The sequence below is a fragment of the Neotabrizicola sp. VNH66 genome, from assembly GCF_049445895.1.
Lineage (GTDB): Bacteria > Pseudomonadota > Alphaproteobacteria > Rhodobacterales > Rhodobacteraceae > Pseudogemmobacter.
Map to the genome: position 1 here is coordinate 20,782 of NZ_JBMSDW010000016.1, position 18,223 is coordinate 39,004.

The 18,223-nt window shown below is 62.9% G+C and carries 22 protein-coding genes, 2 pseudogenes and 1 other annotated feature; of the genes and pseudogenes, 12 read left to right on the top strand and 12 right to left on the bottom strand.

Going from position 1 to position 18,223, the window contains the following annotated elements:
* Positions 1-93 precede the first annotated feature (93 nt).
* The 11 genes and pseudogenes from ACO2Q5_RS18570 (at position 94) to tnpC (ACO2Q5_RS18620) (ending at position 10,007) form a co-directional block, all read left to right on the top strand.
* Positions 94-417 carry a 2Fe-2S iron-sulfur cluster-binding protein gene (locus ACO2Q5_RS18570; protein ID WP_423293807.1) on the top strand — a complete coding sequence of 108 codons (324 nt, stop codon included), beginning with the start codon at positions 94-96 and terminating at the stop codon, positions 415-417.
* Between the two features lie 52 nt (positions 418-469).
* The gene (gtdA, locus tag ACO2Q5_RS18575; protein ID WP_423293809.1) at positions 470-1,528 is read left to right on the top strand and encodes a gentisate 1,2-dioxygenase; all 1,059 of its coding nucleotides are present in this window, start codon (positions 470-472) and stop codon (positions 1,526-1,528) included.
* Positions 1,529-1,598: 70 nt separating this feature from the next.
* A complete protein-coding gene (locus ACO2Q5_RS18580; protein ID WP_423293811.1) occupies positions 1,599-2,594 on the top strand; it encodes a dihydrodipicolinate synthase family protein in 996 nt (331 codons plus the stop codon).
* Positions 2,591-3,187 (top strand): 2-hydroxychromene-2-carboxylate isomerase, encoded by a 597-nt coding sequence (locus tag ACO2Q5_RS18585; protein ID WP_423293813.1) that lies wholly within the window; start codon positions 2,591-2,593, stop codon positions 3,185-3,187. The genes ACO2Q5_RS18580 and ACO2Q5_RS18585 overlap by 4 nt, the downstream gene beginning before the upstream one ends.
* A 33-nt stretch (positions 3,188-3,220) precedes the next feature.
* On the top strand, positions 3,221-4,126 hold the full coding sequence (locus tag ACO2Q5_RS18590) for a VOC family protein (RefSeq protein ID WP_423293815.1): 906 nt from the start codon (positions 3,221-3,223) through the stop codon (positions 4,124-4,126).
* Positions 4,127-4,198: 72 nt separating this feature from the next.
* Positions 4,199-5,404, top strand: coding sequence for an NAD(P)/FAD-dependent oxidoreductase (locus ACO2Q5_RS18595; protein ID WP_423293817.1), 1,206 nt, complete (start codon positions 4,199-4,201; stop codon positions 5,402-5,404).
* A 60-nt stretch (positions 5,405-5,464) separates the two neighbouring features.
* Positions 5,465-6,121 carry an OmpW/AlkL family protein gene (locus ACO2Q5_RS18600; protein ID WP_423293819.1) on the top strand — a complete coding sequence of 219 codons (657 nt, stop codon included), beginning with the start codon at positions 5,465-5,467 and terminating at the stop codon, positions 6,119-6,121.
* Positions 6,122-6,180: 59 nt separating this feature from the next.
* Positions 6,181-6,780 (top strand): glutathione binding-like protein, encoded by a 600-nt coding sequence (locus ACO2Q5_RS18605; protein ID WP_423293821.1) that lies wholly within the window; start codon positions 6,181-6,183, stop codon positions 6,778-6,780.
* Positions 6,781-6,879: 99 nt separating this feature from the next.
* Positions 6,880-8,108, top strand: a pseudogene (locus ACO2Q5_RS18610) (IS3 family transposase).
* Positions 7,161-7,277: a sequence feature (AL1L pseudoknot), on the top strand. Its footprint overlaps the pseudogene before it by 117 nt.
* A 47-nt stretch (positions 8,109-8,155) precedes the next feature.
* Positions 8,156-8,449 (top strand): IS66 family insertion sequence element accessory protein TnpB, encoded by a 294-nt coding sequence (gene tnpB, locus ACO2Q5_RS18615; RefSeq protein WP_423293823.1) that lies wholly within the window; start codon positions 8,156-8,158, stop codon positions 8,447-8,449.
* Positions 8,450-8,507: 58 nt separating this feature from the next.
* On the top strand, positions 8,508-10,007 hold the full coding sequence (gene tnpC / locus ACO2Q5_RS18620; protein ID WP_423293825.1) for an IS66 family transposase: 1,500 nt from the start codon (positions 8,508-8,510) through the stop codon (positions 10,005-10,007).
* 44 nt (positions 10,008-10,051) lie between these two features.
* Here the strand turns inward: tnpC (ACO2Q5_RS18620) and ACO2Q5_RS18625 are convergent, their stop codons facing one another.
* The 5 genes and pseudogenes from ACO2Q5_RS18625 to ACO2Q5_RS18645 form a co-directional block, all read right to left on the bottom strand.
* Positions 10,052-11,044 carry an IS481 family transposase gene (locus ACO2Q5_RS18625; protein ID WP_423293827.1) on the bottom strand — a complete coding sequence of 331 codons (993 nt, stop codon included), beginning with the start codon at positions 11,042-11,044 and terminating at the stop codon, positions 10,052-10,054.
* A 92-nt stretch (positions 11,045-11,136) separates the two neighbouring features.
* On the bottom strand, positions 11,137-11,721 hold the full coding sequence (locus tag ACO2Q5_RS18630; protein ID WP_423293829.1) for an RES family NAD+ phosphorylase: 585 nt from the start codon (positions 11,719-11,721) through the stop codon (positions 11,137-11,139).
* Between the two features lie 2 nt (positions 11,722-11,723).
* Entirely contained in the window at positions 11,724-12,074 is a 351-nt protein-coding gene (locus ACO2Q5_RS18635; RefSeq protein ID WP_423293831.1) for a hypothetical protein, read from the bottom strand.
* Entirely contained in the window at positions 12,071-13,411 is a 1,341-nt protein-coding gene (locus ACO2Q5_RS18640; RefSeq protein WP_423293952.1) for a hypothetical protein, read from the bottom strand. Before ACO2Q5_RS18640 ends, ACO2Q5_RS18635 begins: the two co-directional genes overlap by 4 nt.
* A 145-nt stretch (positions 13,412-13,556) precedes the next feature.
* Positions 13,557-13,781, bottom strand: a pseudogene (locus ACO2Q5_RS18645) (WGR domain-containing protein); the annotation flags it as partial.
* A 186-nt stretch (positions 13,782-13,967) separates the two neighbouring features.
* Between ACO2Q5_RS18645 and ACO2Q5_RS18650 the strand changes: the two are divergent.
* Positions 13,968-14,330 carry a bactofilin family protein gene (locus ACO2Q5_RS18650; protein WP_423293833.1) on the top strand — a complete coding sequence of 121 codons (363 nt, stop codon included), beginning with the start codon at positions 13,968-13,970 and terminating at the stop codon, positions 14,328-14,330.
* Between the two features lie 6 nt (positions 14,331-14,336).
* Here the strand turns inward: ACO2Q5_RS18650 and ACO2Q5_RS18655 are convergent, their stop codons facing one another.
* The 7 genes from ACO2Q5_RS18655 to ACO2Q5_RS18685 all read right to left on the bottom strand — a co-directional run bounded on the left by ACO2Q5_RS18655 (position 14,337) and on the right by ACO2Q5_RS18685 (position 18,223).
* Positions 14,337-14,480 carry a WGR domain-containing protein gene (locus ACO2Q5_RS18655; protein WP_423293946.1) on the bottom strand — a complete coding sequence of 48 codons (144 nt, stop codon included), beginning with the start codon at positions 14,478-14,480 and terminating at the stop codon, positions 14,337-14,339.
* Between the two features lie 21 nt (positions 14,481-14,501).
* Positions 14,502-15,935 carry an IS66 family transposase gene (tnpC, locus tag ACO2Q5_RS18660; protein ID WP_423293948.1) on the bottom strand — a complete coding sequence of 478 codons (1,434 nt, stop codon included), beginning with the start codon at positions 15,933-15,935 and terminating at the stop codon, positions 14,502-14,504.
* A 112-nt stretch (positions 15,936-16,047) separates the two neighbouring features.
* Positions 16,048-16,395, bottom strand: coding sequence for an IS66 family insertion sequence element accessory protein TnpB (gene tnpB, locus ACO2Q5_RS18665; RefSeq protein ID WP_423293835.1), 348 nt, complete (start codon positions 16,393-16,395; stop codon positions 16,048-16,050).
* Positions 16,392-16,778 (bottom strand): IS66-like element accessory protein TnpA, encoded by a 387-nt coding sequence (gene tnpA, locus ACO2Q5_RS18670; RefSeq protein ID WP_423293837.1) that lies wholly within the window; start codon positions 16,776-16,778, stop codon positions 16,392-16,394. Before tnpA ends, tnpB (ACO2Q5_RS18665) begins: the two co-directional genes overlap by 4 nt.
* Before the next feature lie 47 nt (positions 16,779-16,825).
* Positions 16,826-16,966, bottom strand: a complete 141-nt coding sequence (locus ACO2Q5_RS18675) for a WGR domain-containing protein (RefSeq protein ID WP_423293839.1) — start codon at positions 16,964-16,966, stop codon at positions 16,826-16,828.
* 96 nt (positions 16,967-17,062) lie between these two features.
* Positions 17,063-17,272 carry a hypothetical protein gene (locus ACO2Q5_RS18680; protein ID WP_423293841.1) on the bottom strand — a complete coding sequence of 70 codons (210 nt, stop codon included), beginning with the start codon at positions 17,270-17,272 and terminating at the stop codon, positions 17,063-17,065.
* A 414-nt stretch (positions 17,273-17,686) separates the two neighbouring features.
* Positions 17,687-18,223 (bottom strand): hypothetical protein, encoded by a 537-nt coding sequence (locus tag ACO2Q5_RS18685; protein ID WP_423293843.1) that lies wholly within the window; start codon positions 18,221-18,223, stop codon positions 17,687-17,689.

The window sequence follows — 18,223 nt, forward strand, 5'->3', positions numbered from 1 at the left end:
ACGTGGCCTGGACGGGGGGGGAGCCTCAGCGCCAGGTCTACTGGTCTTGAGTTGCTTCACGCGAAGCGGCTTCGGTTTGGGGGGGACTTCCTGATGGCTATCAATCTGGTCTTTGTGGACGCGTCCGGCGAGCGGCGCGCGGTTGCGGCGCCTGAGGGGCGGTCCCTGATGGAGGCGGCGTCCCTGTCCGGCGTTCCGGGCATCGACGCTGATTGTGGCGGGGCATGTGCCTGCGCCACTTGCCAGGTCTATGTGGATGCCGCCTGGCTGCCCCGTATTCCGCCCATGGGCGATTCGGAGGCGAACATGCTGGAATTTGCCGCCAACCGTCAGGAGAACAGCCGCCTGGCATGTCAGATCAAGCTGACGCCGGAACTGGATGGTCTGACCGTGACCACTCCGGAATTCCAGTTCTAGGAAAAACGGAATGCATGCCCGCCTCGGGGCGGGTCCATAGTGGAGGAACCCAATGACGCTAACCGAGAAACCGGCAGAATCGCCAGAACGGCGGAAATTCTACGACAAGATCGACAATTCTTCTTACACCGCACTCTGGACGGTTCTGTCGGACATAATCACCCCGGAACCGCACAGCGCATGTGTGTCCCACCTGTGGCATTTCGACGAGGCGAAGTCCTACCTGCTGGAAGCCGGCGGCCTCATCACCGCCAAGGAAGCGGAACGGCGCGTTCTCGTGCTGGAAAACCCCGGCCTGCGGGGTCAATCCCGCATCACCACCTCTCTCTATGCGGGCCTCCAGATCGTCATGCCGGGCGAGGTCGCCCCGGCGCACCGACACAGCCAGTCGGCACTGCGCTTCGTGATGGAGGGCTCGGGTGCCCAGACCTCGGTCGATGGCGAGCGCACGGTCATGCAGTTCGGTGATTTCGTGATCACTCCCCCCGGCGCATGGCATGACCACGGCAACGAATCCGGCGCGCCGATGATCTGGCTGGACGGCCTCGACATCCCGATCGTTTCCGTCTTCGACGCATCGTTCGCCGAGGAGCATCACGAGGACCAGCAGCCGATAACCCGCCAGACCGAGGACAGCACCTGGCGTTTCGGCGCAAACATGCTGCCGGTCGATTATGAACGGACGCGGCTTGCCTCGCCGATCTTCAATTATCCGTATGAGCGTTCGCGCGAGGCGCTGGCTCATCTGGAAAAGCAGGGAGAGATCGATCCCTGCCACGGCATCAAGATGCGCTACATCAATCCCGTGGATGGCGGCTGGGCGATGCCGACGATCTCGCCCTGTCTTCAGCTTCTGCCGAAGGGGTTCAAGACTCAGCGGTACCGTTCGACCGATGCCACCGTGTTCGTCGTAACCGAAGGCACGGGGCGCAGCATCATTGCCGGCAAGACCTATGAATGGGGGCCGAAGGACGTGTTTGTGGTGCCAAGCTGGAAGACCGTTACGCATGAGGCCGACGGCGACGCGGTGCTGTTCTCATACTCTGATCGCGTTTGCCAGGAAAAGCTTGGACTCTGGCGGGAAGACCGCGGCAACGCGATACCGCTCTGAGAAGCAAGCCTGTCGCTGACTGCGACCGCAGTCGGTGCAACCTATGCGCCCTTGCAAAGGAAGACCCTTGATGAAACGCGAATTGCTTACTGTGGATGACGTTACCGGTTGTTGGGCGATCATGCCCACACCGTCGAAGCCAGGTGCCTCCGATCCGAACGCCGTCGATACCGTCGACCTAGACGAAGCCGCGCGCGCTGCGGAGGCATTGGTCGCGGCGGGCGTCGACGGCATCCTGTCGCTTGGCACACTGGGCGAGGCCGCAACCACGACTTGGGAAGAGAAAGAAGCATTCATGCGCACTCTGGTCGAGACGGTGCGCGGCCGTATTCCGGTCTTCGGTGGCACGACCGCCCTTAACACGCGGGACACGATCCGCATGACCCGCGCAGCACGCGAGATCGGTGTCGATGGCGTCATGCTGGGCCTGCCCATGTGGGTCCAGCCCGATGTGTCGACCGCGGTGCAGTTCTTCCGCGATGTGGCGGCGGCCTGCCCGGATGTGGCGATCTGCGCCTATGCCAACCCGGAGGCATTCAAGTTCGAGTTTCCCCGTGCTTTCTGGGCGCAGATCTCCGAGATCCCGCAGGTCGTCTCGGCCAAGTACATCAATACGGCCGCGCTTTATGCCGACCTGAACCTGACCAAGCGCAGGATACGGCTGATGCCGCTTGACGTTGATTACTATGCCGCCGCACGACTCGACCCCGAGGCGTGCACGGCATTCTGGACCAGTGGTGCGGTCTGCGGTCCGGCCCCTGCGATTCAACTGCGCGACCTAGTGGCCAAGGCCCGGAAAACCGGCGACTGGACTAGCGCGAAGGCGCTGACCGACCGGATCGGCATGACCTATCGCACGCTGTTCCCGAACGGCTCGTTCAAGGACTTCTCAGTTTACAACATCGGCATCGAAAAAGCGCGGATGGATGCGGCCGGCTGGATGAAGGCCGGGCCCTGCCGCGCGCCCTATTCCCTGGTCCCCGAGGCCTATTTGGAAGGCGCGCGCGAATCGGGTCGGCAATGGGCGAAACTGGCCGCCGAGCTTGCCTCCGAGGGAGCGAAATGACCGCGCGCGCGCTGGACTTCTACTTCGACTTCATGAGCCCCTTCGCCTATCTGGCCTTCCAGCAGGTGCCGGGACTCTGCCGGAAATACGGGCTGGAGTTTCGTCCGCATGTGGCGAACCTTCCCCGGCTGAAGCTTCTGGCCGGCAATACCGGGCCGGCCAATGTCACCATTCCGTTGAAACTGAGCTACCTGCGCAAGGATCTGGATCGCTGGGCGGCCATTTATGATGTGCCTCTGGTCTTTCCGAAGTCGCTGGCGTCCGAGCCGCTGAACAAGGCGTTCCTCTTTGCCGCAGATCACGGCGAGGGCGAGGCCTTCATCAGGGTCGCATGGGCGCGGGTCTGGGGCGAGGGCGCCGATCCCGCCGATCCGGCGCTTCTGGCCGGGCTTGCCCGGCAGTTCGGCTGGAACCCCGAGACCGTGACGGCCTGGGTGGCCTCGCCCGAAGCGGCAGACCGCTACGAGGCCGGAACGCAGGCCGCGCATGAAGCCGGCGTCTTCGGGATGCCCACGATGATCGTGGGGGATGAAATGTGGTGGGGCAACGATCGCCTTACCTTCATGGAAAAATCGCTTCAGGCGGGGCTTTGAACTTAACCAGATCTGTCCGGAGGGAGGAACAGCATGGCTCTTCAGAAACTTTCCCACGCGCGGCTGCGCGTCAAGAACCTCGATGAATCGGTGCGCTTTCACACCGAAGTTCTCGGGCTGGAAGAAATCGCCCGGCAGGACGGCGTCGTGTACCTGACCTGTGGAACCGACGGCACCTTCGATGTTGCCGTGACCGAGGGCGGGACCGGCGTCATCAGCTTTGCCATCGCGGCGGATGACGAAGACGATCTCAAGCACTACAAGAAGCGCGTCACCGATGCCGGCGTGCAGGTGCGCGAGATGACCGCACCCGATCCGGGCGTCGAGAAGATCATCGAATTCGACCTGCCGCCGCAGAAGCAGAAGATGCAGATCGCCCTGCTGGATTCCAAGGCGCGCAAGCACTACTACAACCCCGCCGCGCGTGTCGCCAACCGGCTGGGCGCGCTGGCACCGGTCGATCTTGACCATATCACGCTGCGGGTCGGACCCGATGCGACGCAGACGATCGAGTTCCTCACGAAGCACGTCGATTTCCACGCCTCCGACATCGTCGAGTTTCCCGGCGGCCAGGGGCGTCTTGCCTGCTGGATGCATGTCGGTGACTTCCACCACGACGTGGCAATGTTCGCCGGCGCGCCGCACGAAACGCTGGACCACCTCGCCTGGATGATCCCGAACATCGAGTTCATGAAGCTCATGCTCGATCAGGTGGCACGGGGCGGTGTGATGACCGAGGCGGGACCGGGGCGCCATGGCGTCGGCTCGAACCTCTATTCCTACTTCTTCACGCCCGACGGCAACCGCTACGAGTTGTCCGGCGAGATGCCGCGCTGCGTCGACCGCAAGGCGCCGCCCTACATGTGGCGCGCAGATCAGCCCGGCATCTTCAGTTCCTGGGGTGCACCGTTCCCGGAAAGCTTCAAGGTCGGTTCCTGATCCGGGGGGACAGGGACGTCGGCGCGGATGGGGTCCGCGCCGACTGATTATCGTGCGATGGGGAGGATCGACGTGGAGCAGGTGGTAATCATCGGCGGTGGCCAGGCTGCCGCATCGGCGGCCAGGACGCTGCGGGAAGAGGGATTTGAAGGCGGGGTCACGATCCTGTCGGAAGAAGCGTATTACCCCTACGAGAGACCGCCGCTGTCGAAGGCCGTGCTTCAGGGGGCCGCAGACGCAAACAGCACCTGCCTTCTCGGTGAGGAGGCCGCACGCAGCCAGAACATCAATGTCCGGCTTGGGCAGCGCGCCGAAGCCATCGACCGCGACCGGAAGGTGGTGAAGCTCGCCTCCGGCGAGAGCCTGCCATATGACCGGCTGCTGATCACCACCGGCAGCCGGGCCCGCACGCTTGATGGAGCATTCGCCGGCAAGAGCAACGTCTTTTGCCTCCGCAGCCTAGACGATGCGGCCGCCCTGAAGGCGGCGATGGTGCCTGGCAAGCATCTCCTGTCGATTGGCGCGGGCTGGATCGGCCTGGAAGTTGCCGCCACCGCGCGCAAGATGGGGATGCAGGCCACCGTCGTCGAACTCGCCGACCGTCTCTGTGGCCGCAGCCTGCCGGCAGATGTCGGCGCCCTGCTGGCCGAGGTGCACAGCGAGCAGGGCACGGTCGTCCATCTGAACACGGAGATCGAAAGCGTCGGCGGTCGCGACCGGATCGAGACCGTTACCTTGTCGAATGGCCAGACGCTGCAGGTGGACGTGATCGTTGTCGGGATCGGCGCGATCGCCAATGACGCGCTAGGACGCGACGCCGGGCTTGAAACTGCCAACGGCATTGTCGTCGACGAATTCCTGCGCACCTCCGACCCGAACATCTTCGCTGCCGGCGATGTGGCGGCGATGCGCATCGGCGAGGGTCGTCCCGCGCGCATGGAATCCTGGGCCAATGCACAGGACCAGGCCGCTGCGGCGGCGCGGAACATCCTGGGCAAGGAAATGCCCTATGCCGTCAACACCTGGTTCTGGTCCGACCAGTACGACCTGAACATCCAGATGATCGGTAACATCCAGCCCGAGGGCGGCAGCGTTCTCGTGCGGAATGGCGAGGGGAAAGCCTTCACGCGCTTTTCCGTGGCCGATGGCCGTCTGGTCGGTGCCATCTGCTTCGGTGCACCGCGCGACATGGCGATCATCCGTCGCCTGATGTCGAAAGGCTATCTCGTGACGGACGATGCTCTGGCGACGGCGCCCGAACTTCGGAAACTTCTTTAGCGCGCAAGACCATCTGACGACGGGAGCGAACAGGAACTTGACACACCATGGAGGAAACACATGCGCCAACTCGGAACGATCACGGGGCTTTGTCTTTCAGTGGTGGTCGGCATGCCCGCCCTTGCGCAGGATGCGGGCCATAGCGGCTGGTATTTTCGCGGCGGGCCCGTCGGGGTGTATTTCAGCCCCGGGGCGGAGCTGTCGATTGCGGGAGCCCCGATTCCGGGTGCCGACGTGTCTGTGGACGACAACTACTCGCTGAGCTTCGACATCGGCTACCGCTTCAGCGATCGGGTTTCCGGCAGCTTCACCTTCGGGATTCCGCCGACGGCAGAGATCCGTGGCGCGGGCAGCCTTGCCGGCGCCTATCTCGGTGACGTGACCTATGCCCCGGCGATTGTGGCGCTTCAGTACCGGTTTCCGACCGGCAACCGGAAGTTCGAGCCCTACATTGGTGCGGGCGTAAACTACACCATCATCCTCGACGACGAGGGCAAGGACGTTGCCGGGTTCAAGGTGAACAACGGCTGGGGGGTGGTGCTTCAGGCGGGCTTTGAAAGTATGATCAATGACCGGATGGGCGTCTACTTCGACGTCAAAAAGATCTGGCTGGATACCGACGTCAGCGGAACGCTAGGCGTCGGCGGACCACCTGCTGCCGCCAAAGCTACGCTTGATCCCCTGCTGGTCGGCGTTGGCGTGGTCTGGCGCTTCTGACCGAGGCCATCCGAACCTGAAATCGCTACTTCAACACATCACGAAAGAGAAGTTGAGAAATGGACCTCTACTACATGCCCGCAGCCTGTTCACTGGCTGCCCACATCGCCGGCATCGAAGCCGGGTTGCCTGTCACCTGCAAGAAGGTTGACATGAGCCCCAACGGCAACACGGTTGACGGACTGGATTACACCACGATCAATCCGCTGGGGCTGGTGCCCACCATCGTGGATGGCGACACCAAGATCTCGGAAGCCGCAGTCGTACTGCAGTATATCGCAGACAAAGCCGACGGAAAACTTGGTGACGTGACCGGTCCGGGTCGCTGGAAACTCATCGAGACACTGAACTTCCTTGCAACCGAAGTTCACAAATCGCTCGCGCCGCTCTTCCGCCCGAGCCTGCCAGCCGAAGCAAGGCCATTCTTCGACAACCTGATCGCCAGCCGCCTGACGGCGGCGCAAAATCGGATTGGAGAATCCGGTTACCTGGTGGGCAAGGAATTCACGGTCGCCGACGCCTACTTCTTCACGCTCCTGGGCTGGTGCAACTTCCTCAAGTTGGACCTGTCGCCCTGGCCAAAACTTGGCGAGTACGTGCAGCGCATCGGTGGCCGCCCAGCGGTACAGCAAGCGCTGAAGGAAGAAGGCCTGGCCTGACTTCCCTCGACCCTGCCTCGGTGTTGCGAGGCAGGGTATGGCCCTATGAACCGCGCCGGGTTTGCCGGAGGCTCCAACTCTTGAGTAGGATGGAGCATCATGAGCAAGACCACGAACAAGTTTTCCCCAGAAGTGCGCGAGCGGGCAGTGCGACTCGTTCTCGACAACGAGGCCCAACATTCGTCGCGTTGGCAGGCTGTGATGTCGATCGCGGCGAAGATCGGCTGCACGCCGCAGACCCTGAACGACTGGGTCAAGAAGGCCGAGGTCGACAGCGGCCAGCGCGCGGGCATCCCGACCAATATGGCCGAGAAGATGAAGGCCCTGGAGCGCGAGAACCGAGAGTTGCGCCAGGCGAACGAGATACTCAGGAAGGCGAGCGCATATTTTGCGATGGCGGAGCTCGACCGCCGGTCGAAGTGATGGTCGAGTTCATCGATGACCATCGGGGGGAACACGGGGTCGAGCCGATCTGCGACGTGCTGCCGATCGCCCCATCCACCTACTACGACCATCTGGCGAAGCGGGCCGATCCGTCGCGGCGGTCGGATTGTGCGCGTCGGGATAAAGAACTGCAGCCCGAGATCAAACGCGTCTTCGACCAGAACTGGCGGGTCTACGGCGTCCGGAAGATCTGGCGGCAGCTTCGCCGCGAGGGCTTTGACCTGGCCCGATGCACGGTCGCGCGGCTGATGAAGGACTTGGGGATTCAGGGTGTTATCCGAGGCAAGCCGCACAGGACCACGATCCCGGACAAGAAGCAGTCGTGCCCGCTGGACAAGGTGAACCGCCAATTCCGGGTGCCTGCACCGAACATGTTGTGGGTATCAGACTTCACCTACGTCGCCACGTGGAAGGGCTTCGTCTATGTCGCCTTCGTCATCGACGCCTATGCCCGCAAGATCGTTGGCTGGCGCGTCAGCAACTCGGCGCATGCGGGGTTCGTCCTCGATGCCTTGGAACAGGCGGTGCATGACCGTCGTCCAGCCAAGGACATGGGGTTGGTACACCACAGCGACAGGGGCAGCCAGTATCTGTCGATCAAATACACCGAACGGCTGGCAGATGCGGGCATAGAACCTTCCGTGGGCAGCGTCGGCGACAGCTATGACAACGCGCTGGCCGAGACGATCAACGGCCTGTTCAAGGCCGAAGTCATCCACCGACGCGGACCTTGGCGCAGCTCCGACGCCGTCGAATACGCAACTCTCGAAGGGGTCGACTGATTCAACAACCGCCGCCTGCTCGAGCCCATCGGGAACATCCCCCCAGCAGAAGCCGAAGCAAACTTCTACGCAGCTCTGGAAACTGAAGCCATGGCCGCGTAACTAACCGAAATCAGCCTCCGGCAAACCCGGGGCGGTTCATCACCGACATGCGCAAGGGGTTCACGGCCTTGGCGGCGCAGGCCGAGGCGGTGCTGAAGCAGGACCCGTTCGCCGGGCATCTCTTTGTGTTCAGGGGACGCCGCGGCGATCTGGTGAAGGTGATCTGGTGGGATGGCCAAGGGGCCTGCATGTTCCTGAAGCGGCTGGAGAAGGGTCGATTTGTCTGGCCCTCGGCCAAGGAGGGCAAGGTTGCACTGACACCTGCTCAGTTGTCGATGCTGCTGGAAGGGATCGACTGGTGGGCCCCGGAACGGACGTGGCGACCGCTGGCGGCTGGATAACCTGCTGGGTTCGCAATCAATGATTCCCACAAGGAATACAGTTGGATAAACTCCTTTTATGCTCGATCAGACCCTGACCTTGCCGGAAGACCCCGAGGAGTTGCGCAGCTTCACCGCGCGGCTTCTGGAAGAGGTGAAGGCGCAGGCCATCCTGATCGAGAAGCTGCGCCATCAGCTGGCAGGCCACCGGGCGCACCGGTTCGGGGCCTCGTCCGAGACGGCCGAGCAACTTCAGCTGGCGCTCGAGACCAGCGAGATCGCCGCCGCCGCGATGACCGCGCGTATGAAGCTGCCGGACATCGAGGAGAAGGACAAACCCAAGCGCCGTCCGATCCCGGACCACATTCCGCGGATGGAGGTGGAACTGACGCCCGGCGCCGATACCTGTGCCGATTGCGGTGGCCGCCTGCGCCGGATCGGGGAGGATGTGACGGAAGAGCTGGAATACGTGCCCGGGCGCTTCATCGTGAACCGGATTGTCCGCCCGCGCTTGACCTGTTCCTGCTGTGACCGCTTCGTCCAGGCCCCGCTGCCGTCGCGCCCCATCGAACGTGGTCGTCCCGGGCCGGGTCTCCTGGCCCATGTGCTGGTCAGCAAATACGCCGACCATCTGCCGCTTTACCGCCAGAGCCAGATCTTCGACCGTGAAGGTCTCGACCTCGACCGCTCGACCTTGGCTGATTGGGTCGGCAAGACCACTGCCCTGCTGGAACCGCTGGCCGATGCCCTCGGTCGTCATGTCCTGTCGGCAGAGGCGATCTTCGCGGATGACACACCGGTCAGCATGCTCGCACCCGGCACAGGCAAGACGCAAACCGCCCGGCTCTGGACCTACGCCCGCGACGAGCGGCCTTGGGGTGGCGCGACCCCACCCGCAGCCTGGTATCGCTTCTCCGGCGACCGCAAAGGCCAGCACCCAAAGGACCATCTCGCCCGCTACCGCGGTTGGATGCATGCCGACGGCTATGCCGGGTTCGAGGATCTCTACCGCTCTGGCACCATCCGCGAGGTCGCCTGCATGGCACATGTCCGGCGCAAGTTCGTCGACATCCATCGATCCCAAAGCTCCCCCATCGCCGAAGAAGCCATCGGCCGCATCGCCCAACTCTATGCTGTGGAGAAAGAGGCCAGAGGTTCGCCACCGGATGTCCGGGTCGAACTTCGCAAGGCACATGCGGCCCCGGTCTTCGACGATCTGGAACGATGGCTGGCCATGCAACTCACCACGATCTCGGGAAAATCCCCGCTCGCGGCCGCCATCCGCTACGCCCTGACCCGCATGGAACGCATGCGCACCTACCTCGACCACGGCATCCTCGAACTGGATAACAACGCGGCCGAACGAGGCATGCGTGCTGTCGCCCTGGGACGGAAGAACTACCTCTTCGTGGGTTCCGAGGCTGGCGGCAAGGCCGCCTCCATCGCCTACACCCTGATCGAAACGGCCAAGCTCAACGCCGTCGATCCCCATGCCTGGCTCGCCGACACCCTCGCCCGCATCCCAGACTACAAGATCACCAAGGTCGATGACCTACTGCCCTGGCGCTGGAACGGGTAGCGGTCAGACCGGACGGTTACTATCGAACAAAGCATGTCCTCGATTTAGATGTTTAGTCCCGGCATTTGGTGGAGTGGGTTGAGGATGAATCGATCCGGCTCTGAAGTCCAGCCTTTGCAGATGAATTCGTAGGGCGTCAGGCCCTTGAGGGTCTTCAAACGCCGCCCGAAGTTGTAGGCTTGGACAAAGTCCTGAAGGTGCCGCCGGAGCTGGGCATGGTCGTCATAATGATAGCGCTTGACGGTCGCGTCCTTGATCGTGCGGTTCATCCGCTCGACCTGGCCGTTGGTCCAGGGGTGCTTGGGCTTTGTGGTCCGGTGGTCGATGTCGGCGAGTGCGCAGGCATATTCGAAGGCGTGGGCGCGGAAGCGTTCTCCTGCGGCGATGGCGGCTTTGATCAGCGGGACGGCCGATCCGCCTGCGCCGGGCGTTGTGAACTGAATACCGTTGTCTGTCAGCACCGTGTGGACCCGGTAAGGGACGGCGGCGATCAGATGGCGGAGAAAGTCACCTGAGACGGCGGTGGTGGCCCGCTCGTGCAACTCGACGAAGGCGAATTTGCTCGTGCGGTCAATGGCTACGAACAGATGGAGCTTTCCTTCCGCCGTGTGCACTTCCGCAATGTCGATGTGGAAGAACCCGATGGGGTAGGCCTTGAACTTCCTCTTCTCGGGGAGGTCACCCTCGACCTCGGGAAGCCGACTGATGCCATGGCGCTGCAGGCAGCGATGCAACGACGACCGCGACAGATGCGGGATCGTCGGCTGCAGGGCGTAGAGACAGTCATCCAGCGGCAGAAGCGTGTGACGGCGGAAGGCCACCACGACAGCCTCCTCCTCCGGAGTCAGGACCGTCGATCTCGGCTCTGTCGGCCCCGTGCGAACATCGGCTACCGAGGTGCGGCCCTTCCACTTGGCGACCGTCTTCTGGTTCACCCCATACCGCTTCGCCAGTGCCCTCAGGCTCTCTTGACTATGCTGTATCGCTCGACGGACTGCCTCTGTCGTGGTGGCGCTCCCGTGCAAAACCTGTCCCATAGCGCATCCCTCCATGCTGGGGAAAACAATGCACCATCAAACTCTGGGATCAAACATCTAGGGTCATGACGTCTGGCCGAAGTGTCGAAAGGTCACGACAGGCTACCCGACGCCGTCTTCTCCCACCCGGTCCAGTCAATCAGGCCATGGGAAGCCATGACCTCGCGTTGATCCGACGGGCTGCGTTCGCAGAACACCACGGCGTTGATACAATTCCATCGGGCAGATGGGACGAGCAGGCCGTCGAACTCGAGGAAATGCGCGACCTCCGCGATGTCCTGCGTCCGGGGATACTCAGCCGCTTTTTCCTGGTAGGAAAGCCGCCCATAGCCTTCAGACGCTACCCCAAGGCGGGCGAGATCCTCGAGGTTCAGGAGTTTCAGGGTAGCGTCCATAGCTAGAGCGAGCTCGTAGAGTTCGTAGCGCACGCGGGTCGGAAAGATGGGCTGGCCGCGCTTGAGATGGAAGTACATCTCGGCGAGTGCACCTTCGCGCTCAAGTGAGGTGTAGAGCACGTCGAAGCTGCCGTCGTCCCAGCGGCCGCCGGACCGGCTGCAGTCGAGGGGGTCGCGACCCTCGCGGACGACCCGCCAGACGTTCCCCGAAAACGGCGTAGGCGGGATGGCCTCGATCGCATCGATCAGTCGATTGTCGCGGCGTTTGGTAGGGCGCGCCATCGTCAGAGATAGGCCCCGCTCTCGAGACGTTCAAGCACGGCCAGAACCTCGCTCGTCCGGTCGTCGTGGATGAGATCTATGGCGCGCTGTCCTTCGAGTTGCGGGTGCCGCGCATAGAGCCAGGTCCGGATTTCTTCCGACGTATAGAACTCCTGCAGGCGCCCCACGACATATCGAAGGTCGGACAGGATGAGTTCATGGCGCGGCTGCGGTCGCATGTGCCCGCTCTTCCACCGCGATACGGTCGTCTTGGACACGTCGACGACATTCGCGATATCGACGCCACTAAGACCGCCATCATTCGCGATATCGGACAGAACCCTTGCGACGGCCCCCTGAGTTGTACCCGTCATCTTTGCTCCCGCTTCCTTTCGTCTTGCTTCAGTCGCACGGCTCCTGCGGGCCGCGCGCGTGGCGCGTCTTCTGACCGCGAGTCCCTGAAGGCTTCAAGTGCAATCTGCGTCTTGGACATCGCGCGCGCGTGGTCGCCGAGGCGCTTCATTAGCCGGTCGGCATCGACTTTCAGTGTTTCTGCGAGGCCTAGTGAAGGTTTCAGTTCGGCCACCTGGCGAGATGTTCTGACGATCTGGGTCATCGGCTTCGTCAGGAACCAGTCATCACGACGCAAAAGCGGCACATTCTCAAGATCGCCAGTCTCCCGGCTGACCTGATCAAGGTGAATCTCGCGTCCGTTCTCGAGGAGGTCGGCCACGTCGCGCAGTCCACCGACAAGTAGTTTCTTGCCTCCGCGGGCCTCGGCCAGCAGCTGGAGTTCTCGTCCGCTGAGGGTTCGTCCGAGACCTTCGATGGCATAGCGAGGGGTGCGTCCGAAGCCTTGCGCGTCCTCCGCCTTTGGTTCCGGAGGCTTGTCCCAGTCGGACGCGTCGAAACGTTCCATCTCGCCAATTCCGATCGCACGCCCAGACGCGACACCGAAGGCGAGCGCAGCTACAGAAGCGGGTCCGCCGAAGTAGTCCAGAACAAGAGGTCGGCCGATATTGTGCAGCCCACCCAACAGGGTCAGAAGGCCGCGCGTCGTCTGCGGGCCCAACGTTCCGTCTGCGCCGGAGATTCGAAGCCACGCGTTTTCAACCGGCAGTGAGCCGAAGGCAGAAAGCACGTCGCTCCGCACCTCGCTTCGTTGCAGGTGCTTCAGCGTCTGTATGACTGGGTAATCGATCGCGATCGACTTTCCGCCTTCACAGTCCAGTGCCTCACGCAGGGCTACGCAGGCTTCCCGGTCGACATCGAACCAGTCTGCAGCCATGTCCGAGCCCAGAAAGTGAGTAGGACTAAGCACTGCGTCGAACCCGAACGCGACTGCGGTACGAGCGATCTCGCCAATGACATCGGTGGGTGCGCCCCGCCGGAAATGCGCGGGGCCGAGCGGATGACCATTCGCATGACGTGCCCACGGGGCGTTGCGTTCCTGACCCAAGCACTTTCGAAGGGATGCCAGCTCTGCCACCTGAGGGTCCAGAACAGTCTCGATGCCGTGATGTTGAAACAGATCGATCAGGCGCCGTTGGTATTTGAGCCGTGATGCCTTGAGCACTGCGCGGCGCGCCGGAAAACGACCCATGCTGACCAGTTCGGCGATCTTGGTATGCGACTCGCCGATGCGAATGAACTGGGCGATCGGCGGCTGGGCCTGGGTGCCGCCGGGAAACTCGAGGATCTTCGCGCTCATCTGGCCGCGTCTCCTTCGGTACGAATGCGTTGCGTAAACTTAGTATGCGCAACTCAAACGAAACGTCAAGTATGCAGCGTGGCCAAGCCTTCGCGCACCAGTCGAAACTGCAGCTTAACCATAGCCGCGCCGCCATTTCTGCCCCAGCGGCTGGGAGCGACGGAAATGTCTCCAGCTTCATTCTTCCCCCGGTCCCGATCCGCCCCCAGCTGCGGATGACCGAGACTTCTCGGAACAGCGTCGGCTGGAGTGCGATCGCATAGGTGCGCGCCATGTTCAGCACAGGATCGCGACGTGTTATCAAGATGGGTTCGAAGTCGAAGTCGTGGATGATCGGGCCAGTATTGAAGGCCAAGCTCGACCTGTCCAACGACGATCCGGAGTCGCAGGCTTCCCGCCCGTAGTCTTGATAAGAGTTACATAATATGGATTATGCGTTAAGTGTTAGGTGGTTGTCCGGCTGCAGTTTTTCGCCGATCATTATGCCGCATGTTGCCCTTTCGTTTCGCTTCTGGTCCAGTCTGACCGCACGAAGTTGAACGGAGGCGGCTCTAGGATGATGACCCCAACAGCCGATCTTGACCGGTGGCCGGATCCGGCAAGTTCGAACGCTCGCCGCAGCGTTTTCGCCCAGGACCTTGTCGTCGAGGGCGATGTCACCTCCAAAGGGCCAGTCGACGGCCAAGGCAAAATCCTTGGCTCGCTGAGGGCACCGGACGTCACTGTTGTGGGCTCGGGTCGCGTTGAAGGGACTATTGTCTCTCACGACCTCTCCGTGCTTGGGGCGGTTTCCGGCACGATCTCGGCGCGGAATGTCCAACTCGTGCCAAGTGCCGTTGTACAAGCCGACGTCATCCATGAGCGCATCGCCATTGATGCCGGTGCCGAGCTGGAAGGCAGGCTTCAGCGCAAGGCCTGACGGACCTCAGTCCACAAGGTCATCTGGCTGCTGTTGGTGGACCGGCACATACCCCCGGCGCATCTTCTGACGAAGGGTCTGGGATGCTGCCTTCTCGGCGACTTCGGCGGAGGCGCAAGTTTCGATACTCGTCCGCCCGTGCGTTCCGATCGTAAGCGTCCGGCCTGACCGCTACCCGTTCCAGCGCCAAGGCAGCAGGTCGTCGACCTTGTTGATCTTGTAGTCTGGGATTCGGGCCAGGGTGTCGGCGAGCCAGGCGTTTGGATCGACGCAGTTGAGCTTGGCTGTCTCGATCAGGGTATAGGCGATGGCTGCGGACTTGCCGCCAGCCTCGGAACCCACGAAGAGGTAGTTCTTCCGTCCCAGGGCGACAGCACGCATGCCTCGTTCGGCCGCGTTGTTATCCAGTTCGAGGATGCCGTGGTCGAGGTAGGTGCGCATGCGTTCCATGCGGGTCAGGGCGTAGCGGATGGCGGCCGCGAGCGGGGATTTTCCCGAGATCGTGGTGAGTTGCATGGCCAGCCATCGTTCCAGATCGTCGAAGACCGGGGCCGCATGTGCCTTGCGAAGTTCGACCCGGACATCCGGTGGCGAACCTCTGGCCTCCTTCTCGACGGCGTAGAGTTGCGCGATGCGGCCGATGGCTTCCTCGGCGATGGGCGAGGCTTGCGAGCGGTGGATGTCGACGAACTTGCGCCGGACATGGGCCATGCAGGCGACCTCGCGGATGGCGCCCGAGCGGTAGAGGTCCTCGAAGCCCGCATAGCCATCGGCATGCATCCAGCCGCGGAAGCGGGCGAGATGTTCCTTCGGGTGCTGGCCCTTGCGATCTCCCGAGAACCGATACCAGGCTGCGGGTGGGGTCGCGCCACCCCAAGGCCGCTCGTCGCGGGCGTAGGTCCAGAGCCGCGCGGTTTGCGTCTTGCCTGTGCCGGGTGCGAGCATGCTGACCGGTGTGTCATCCGCGAAGATCGCCTCTGCCGACAGGACATGACGACCGAGGGCATCGGCCAGCGGTTCCAGCAGGGCAGTGGTCTTGCCGACCCAATCAGCCAAGGTCGAGCGGTCGAGGTCGAGACCTTCACGGTCGAAGATCTGGCTCTGGCGGTAAAGCGGCAGATGGTCGGCGTATTTGCTGACCAGCACATGGGCCAGGAGACCCGGCCCGGGACGACCACGTTCGATGGGGCGCGACGGCAGCGGGGCCTGGACGAAGCGGTCACAGCAGGAACAGGTCAAGCGCGGGCGGACAATCCGGTTCACGATGAAGCGCCCGGGCACGTATTCCAGCTCTTCCGTCACATCCTCCCCGATCCGGCGCAGGCGGCCACCGCAATCGGCACAGGTATCGGCGCCGGGCGTCAGTTCCACCTCCATCCGCGGAATGTGGTCCGGGATCGGACGGCGCTTGGGTTTGTCCTTCTCCTCGATGTCCGGCAGCTTCATACGCGCGGTCATCGCGGCGGCGGCGATCTCGCTGGTCTCGAGCGCCAGCTGAAGTTGCTCGGCCGTCTCGGACGAGGCCCCGAACCGGTGCGCCCGGTGTCCGGCCAACTGGTGGCGGAGCTTCTCGATCAGGATCGCCTGCGCCTTGACCTCGGCCAGAAGCTGCGCAGTTCCTCGGGGTCTTCTGGCAAGGTCAGGGTCTTATCCAGCATGTGAGAAGTTTATCCCACTGTATTCGTTGTGGGAATCCTTTCCGTTGCAGATCGGCAGATTACCCCGCCGCCAAGGGTTGCCATGTCCGCTGCGGTCCCCGCCAGTCAATGCCTTCCAGGAGCATCGACAGCTGCGCAGGCGTCAGCGCGACCTTGCCCTCCTTCGCCGAGGGCCAGACGAACCGGCCCCGCTCCAGCCGCTTCATGAACATGCAGGCCCCTTGGCCGTCCCACCAGATGACCTTCACCAGATCGCCGCGACGGCCGCGGAAGACAAAGAGATGTCCGGCAAACGGGTCCTGCTTGAGCACCGCCTCGGCCTGCGCAGCCAGGGCCGCAAAGCCCTTGCGCATGTCGGTGACGCCAGCCGCCAGCCAGACCCGCGTATTCGCCGGAACCGGGATCAAACCGTCAACCCCCGGATCAGCCGCGCCAGCGCCTCGGGATCGTAGCTGCCGCTGATCCGCATCCGGTGCCCGCCCATGACGTCGATCTCGATCATGCCAAGGGCCAACACCGGATCGGCGGCCATGGCCACCTCGTCGCTGCGGACATGGCTCACGATCTCGACGGGCAGAAAGCTCGGGGCATCCGCCGATGCCGTCACCGTCGGCGCATAGCGCGGGTCGCGCAGCCACTTGAATACCATGTTCGCGTTCACCGCGTAGCGCCGCGCAACCTGGGCGACCGAAACACCTGGCGCAGCCGTCTGGAAGCAGATCGACCGCTTCTCTTCATCCGTCCAAAGCCGCTTCGTCCTGCGAACCAAAACCTGCCCCGGAGTGTCCACTATCGATAGCGGACACTATACGTCACTCTCAACGCGCGGCAGGGCAGTCAGACCGGACGCTTACTTCCGATCCGGCCCCAGGTCCGAAAGACGGAGACGTCCTCAAACAGCGTCGCCGCAACATCGATGCAGTAGAACCGCGCCATGTTGGCCTTCGGGTCGATGCGGTGCAGATGTGCCAGAGCCATGGCGGTCCTCCCCCGCACAGACTCTGCCTTGTTACTCTCCAAGTCCAATTGCTTTTCTGAATCGATCCGGGCGGTCCGACTCAGAAAGCTGATGGGTCATGGTGACGGATCGCCCGGTGCGCCCTCGACAACCTCCACCCAGAGGACGCCACGCAGGGTTTCCTCCGGGACCAACCACACGGTCCTGAACCGGCCGCCCATTGTGCGATGTCGTTCTGCGACAAGCTCCCGGTTTCCGCGGTCGATCCGCCACAGGCGCCGATCGATGGTCGACTTCTTGGACTTGGGCCTAACGACGTCTTCCATTCCGGCCTCCGATCAGTCGCTGGCGATTTGCCCTCATGGACAGGAGCGTCATCAGAACATATCTACCGATTGCAGAAGCGGTGCTTTGCTGTCGCCGCGCGAACCACGAAAGGTGTTTCTGTCGATGCATGTTCTGTCCCCCGTTCTGGCTGTTTCCGCGTTTGCGGCGATGTCTGTTCCTGTCCACGCGCTTGACGCCTGGACGGTCGGTGTCGAGCGCGGCCTGCCGACCTACGTGCTCACCAGCGCGGCGGGTGAGGTGCGACTTGTCTGCGATCCGGACCGCGTTTTCGGGCCAACGCCCAACGGCGCTCTCGTGGTCCACTTCAGCAAGCAGGCCGATCCAGACATGGTTGTTGTGCTGGCGAAGTCGGGCGAACAGGCACGCCTGCCGGTCAACAACGGCATCGCCTCTCAGACGTCGGTCGACGCCGAGGACTGGGCGAAGATGGTTGCGACTTTCCGGTCGGGTGGTGAGTTCGCTCTGGTTACAAGCGCTGACTGTGCCTCTTCCAGCGCGAGCGCCAGTTCCTTGGCGGTCTGGTCCTTCTCGGCATCGGCCCTGTCGGCAAGATCACCCAGTTCGCGTTGTAGCCGTTCGACCTCGGACTGGAGTGTGGCGTTCCGCGCTTCGAGGTCTTCGCGCTGAGAAGCCAGTTCCCCTTCGATGTCGGAGAACCCATCCCCGGTGGGCTTCGCTTCCGGTCCTGGCTCAATCGCCCCGAAAGGCGAGCCTCCAGCCTGATCCTGGAATTCCTCGACGGCGGAGGTTTCCACATCGGGAATGGCGCGGCTGGAAGGCCAGACCGTCCAGAGCGCGGCAAGGCTCGCCCCTGCGAGCAGCGCACCCATGCCAAGCTTTTGCTGTCGGGTCATCTTCGGCTTCGGTCGCTCGACCTTGTACTCCGGCTCTCGGCCCTTCTGCGGATCGGTCATCTCGGGATCAGCCAT

What these genes read in the sequence shown, in the direction of transcription:
- ACO2Q5_RS18640 (WP_423293952.1), bottom strand. Translation starts at nt 13,411, where the DNA reads ATGAGCGCGAAGATCCTCGAGTTTCCCGGCGGCACCCAGGCCCAGCCG.
- ACO2Q5_RS18630 (WP_423293829.1), bottom strand. Translation starts at nt 11,721, where the DNA reads ATGGCGCGCCCTACCAAACGCCGCGACAATCGACTGATCGATGCGATC.
- tnpC (WP_423293825.1), top strand. Translation starts at nt 8,508, where the DNA reads ATGCTCGATCAGACCCTGACCTTGCCGGAAGACCCCGAGGAGTTGCGC.
- ACO2Q5_RS18625 (WP_423293827.1), bottom strand. Translation starts at nt 11,044, where the DNA reads ATGGGACAGGTTTTGCACGGGAGCGCCACCACGACAGAGGCAGTCCGT.
- tnpB (WP_423293823.1), top strand. Translation starts at nt 8,156, where the DNA reads ATGCGCAAGGGGTTCACGGCCTTGGCGGCGCAGGCCGAGGCGGTGCTG.
- ACO2Q5_RS18635 (WP_423293831.1), bottom strand. Translation starts at nt 12,074, where the DNA reads ATGACGGGTACAACTCAGGGGGCCGTCGCAAGGGTTCTGTCCGATATC.
- ACO2Q5_RS18685 (WP_423293843.1), bottom strand. Translation starts at nt 18,223, where the DNA reads ATGGCTGATCCCGAGATGACCGATCCGCAGAAGGGCCGAGAGCCGGAG.
- ACO2Q5_RS18680 (WP_423293841.1), bottom strand. Translation starts at nt 17,272, where the DNA reads ATGGAAGACGTCGTTAGGCCCAAGTCCAAGAAGTCGACCATCGATCGG.
- ACO2Q5_RS18600 (WP_423293819.1), top strand. Translation starts at nt 5,465, where the DNA reads ATGCGCCAACTCGGAACGATCACGGGGCTTTGTCTTTCAGTGGTGGTC.
- ACO2Q5_RS18590 (WP_423293815.1), top strand. Translation starts at nt 3,221, where the DNA reads ATGGCTCTTCAGAAACTTTCCCACGCGCGGCTGCGCGTCAAGAACCTC.
- ACO2Q5_RS18585 (WP_423293813.1), top strand. Translation starts at nt 2,591, where the DNA reads ATGACCGCGCGCGCGCTGGACTTCTACTTCGACTTCATGAGCCCCTTC.
- gtdA (WP_423293809.1), top strand. Translation starts at nt 470, where the DNA reads ATGACGCTAACCGAGAAACCGGCAGAATCGCCAGAACGGCGGAAATTC.
- ACO2Q5_RS18675 (WP_423293839.1), bottom strand. Translation starts at nt 16,966, where the DNA reads ATGGCTCTGGCACATCTGCACCGCATCGACCCGAAGGCCAACATGGCG.
- ACO2Q5_RS18570 (WP_423293807.1), top strand. Translation starts at nt 94, where the DNA reads ATGGCTATCAATCTGGTCTTTGTGGACGCGTCCGGCGAGCGGCGCGCG.
- ACO2Q5_RS18605 (WP_423293821.1), top strand. Translation starts at nt 6,181, where the DNA reads ATGGACCTCTACTACATGCCCGCAGCCTGTTCACTGGCTGCCCACATC.
- ACO2Q5_RS18650 (WP_423293833.1), top strand. Translation starts at nt 13,968, where the DNA reads ATGATGACCCCAACAGCCGATCTTGACCGGTGGCCGGATCCGGCAAGT.
- ACO2Q5_RS18580 (WP_423293811.1), top strand. Translation starts at nt 1,599, where the DNA reads ATGAAACGCGAATTGCTTACTGTGGATGACGTTACCGGTTGTTGGGCG.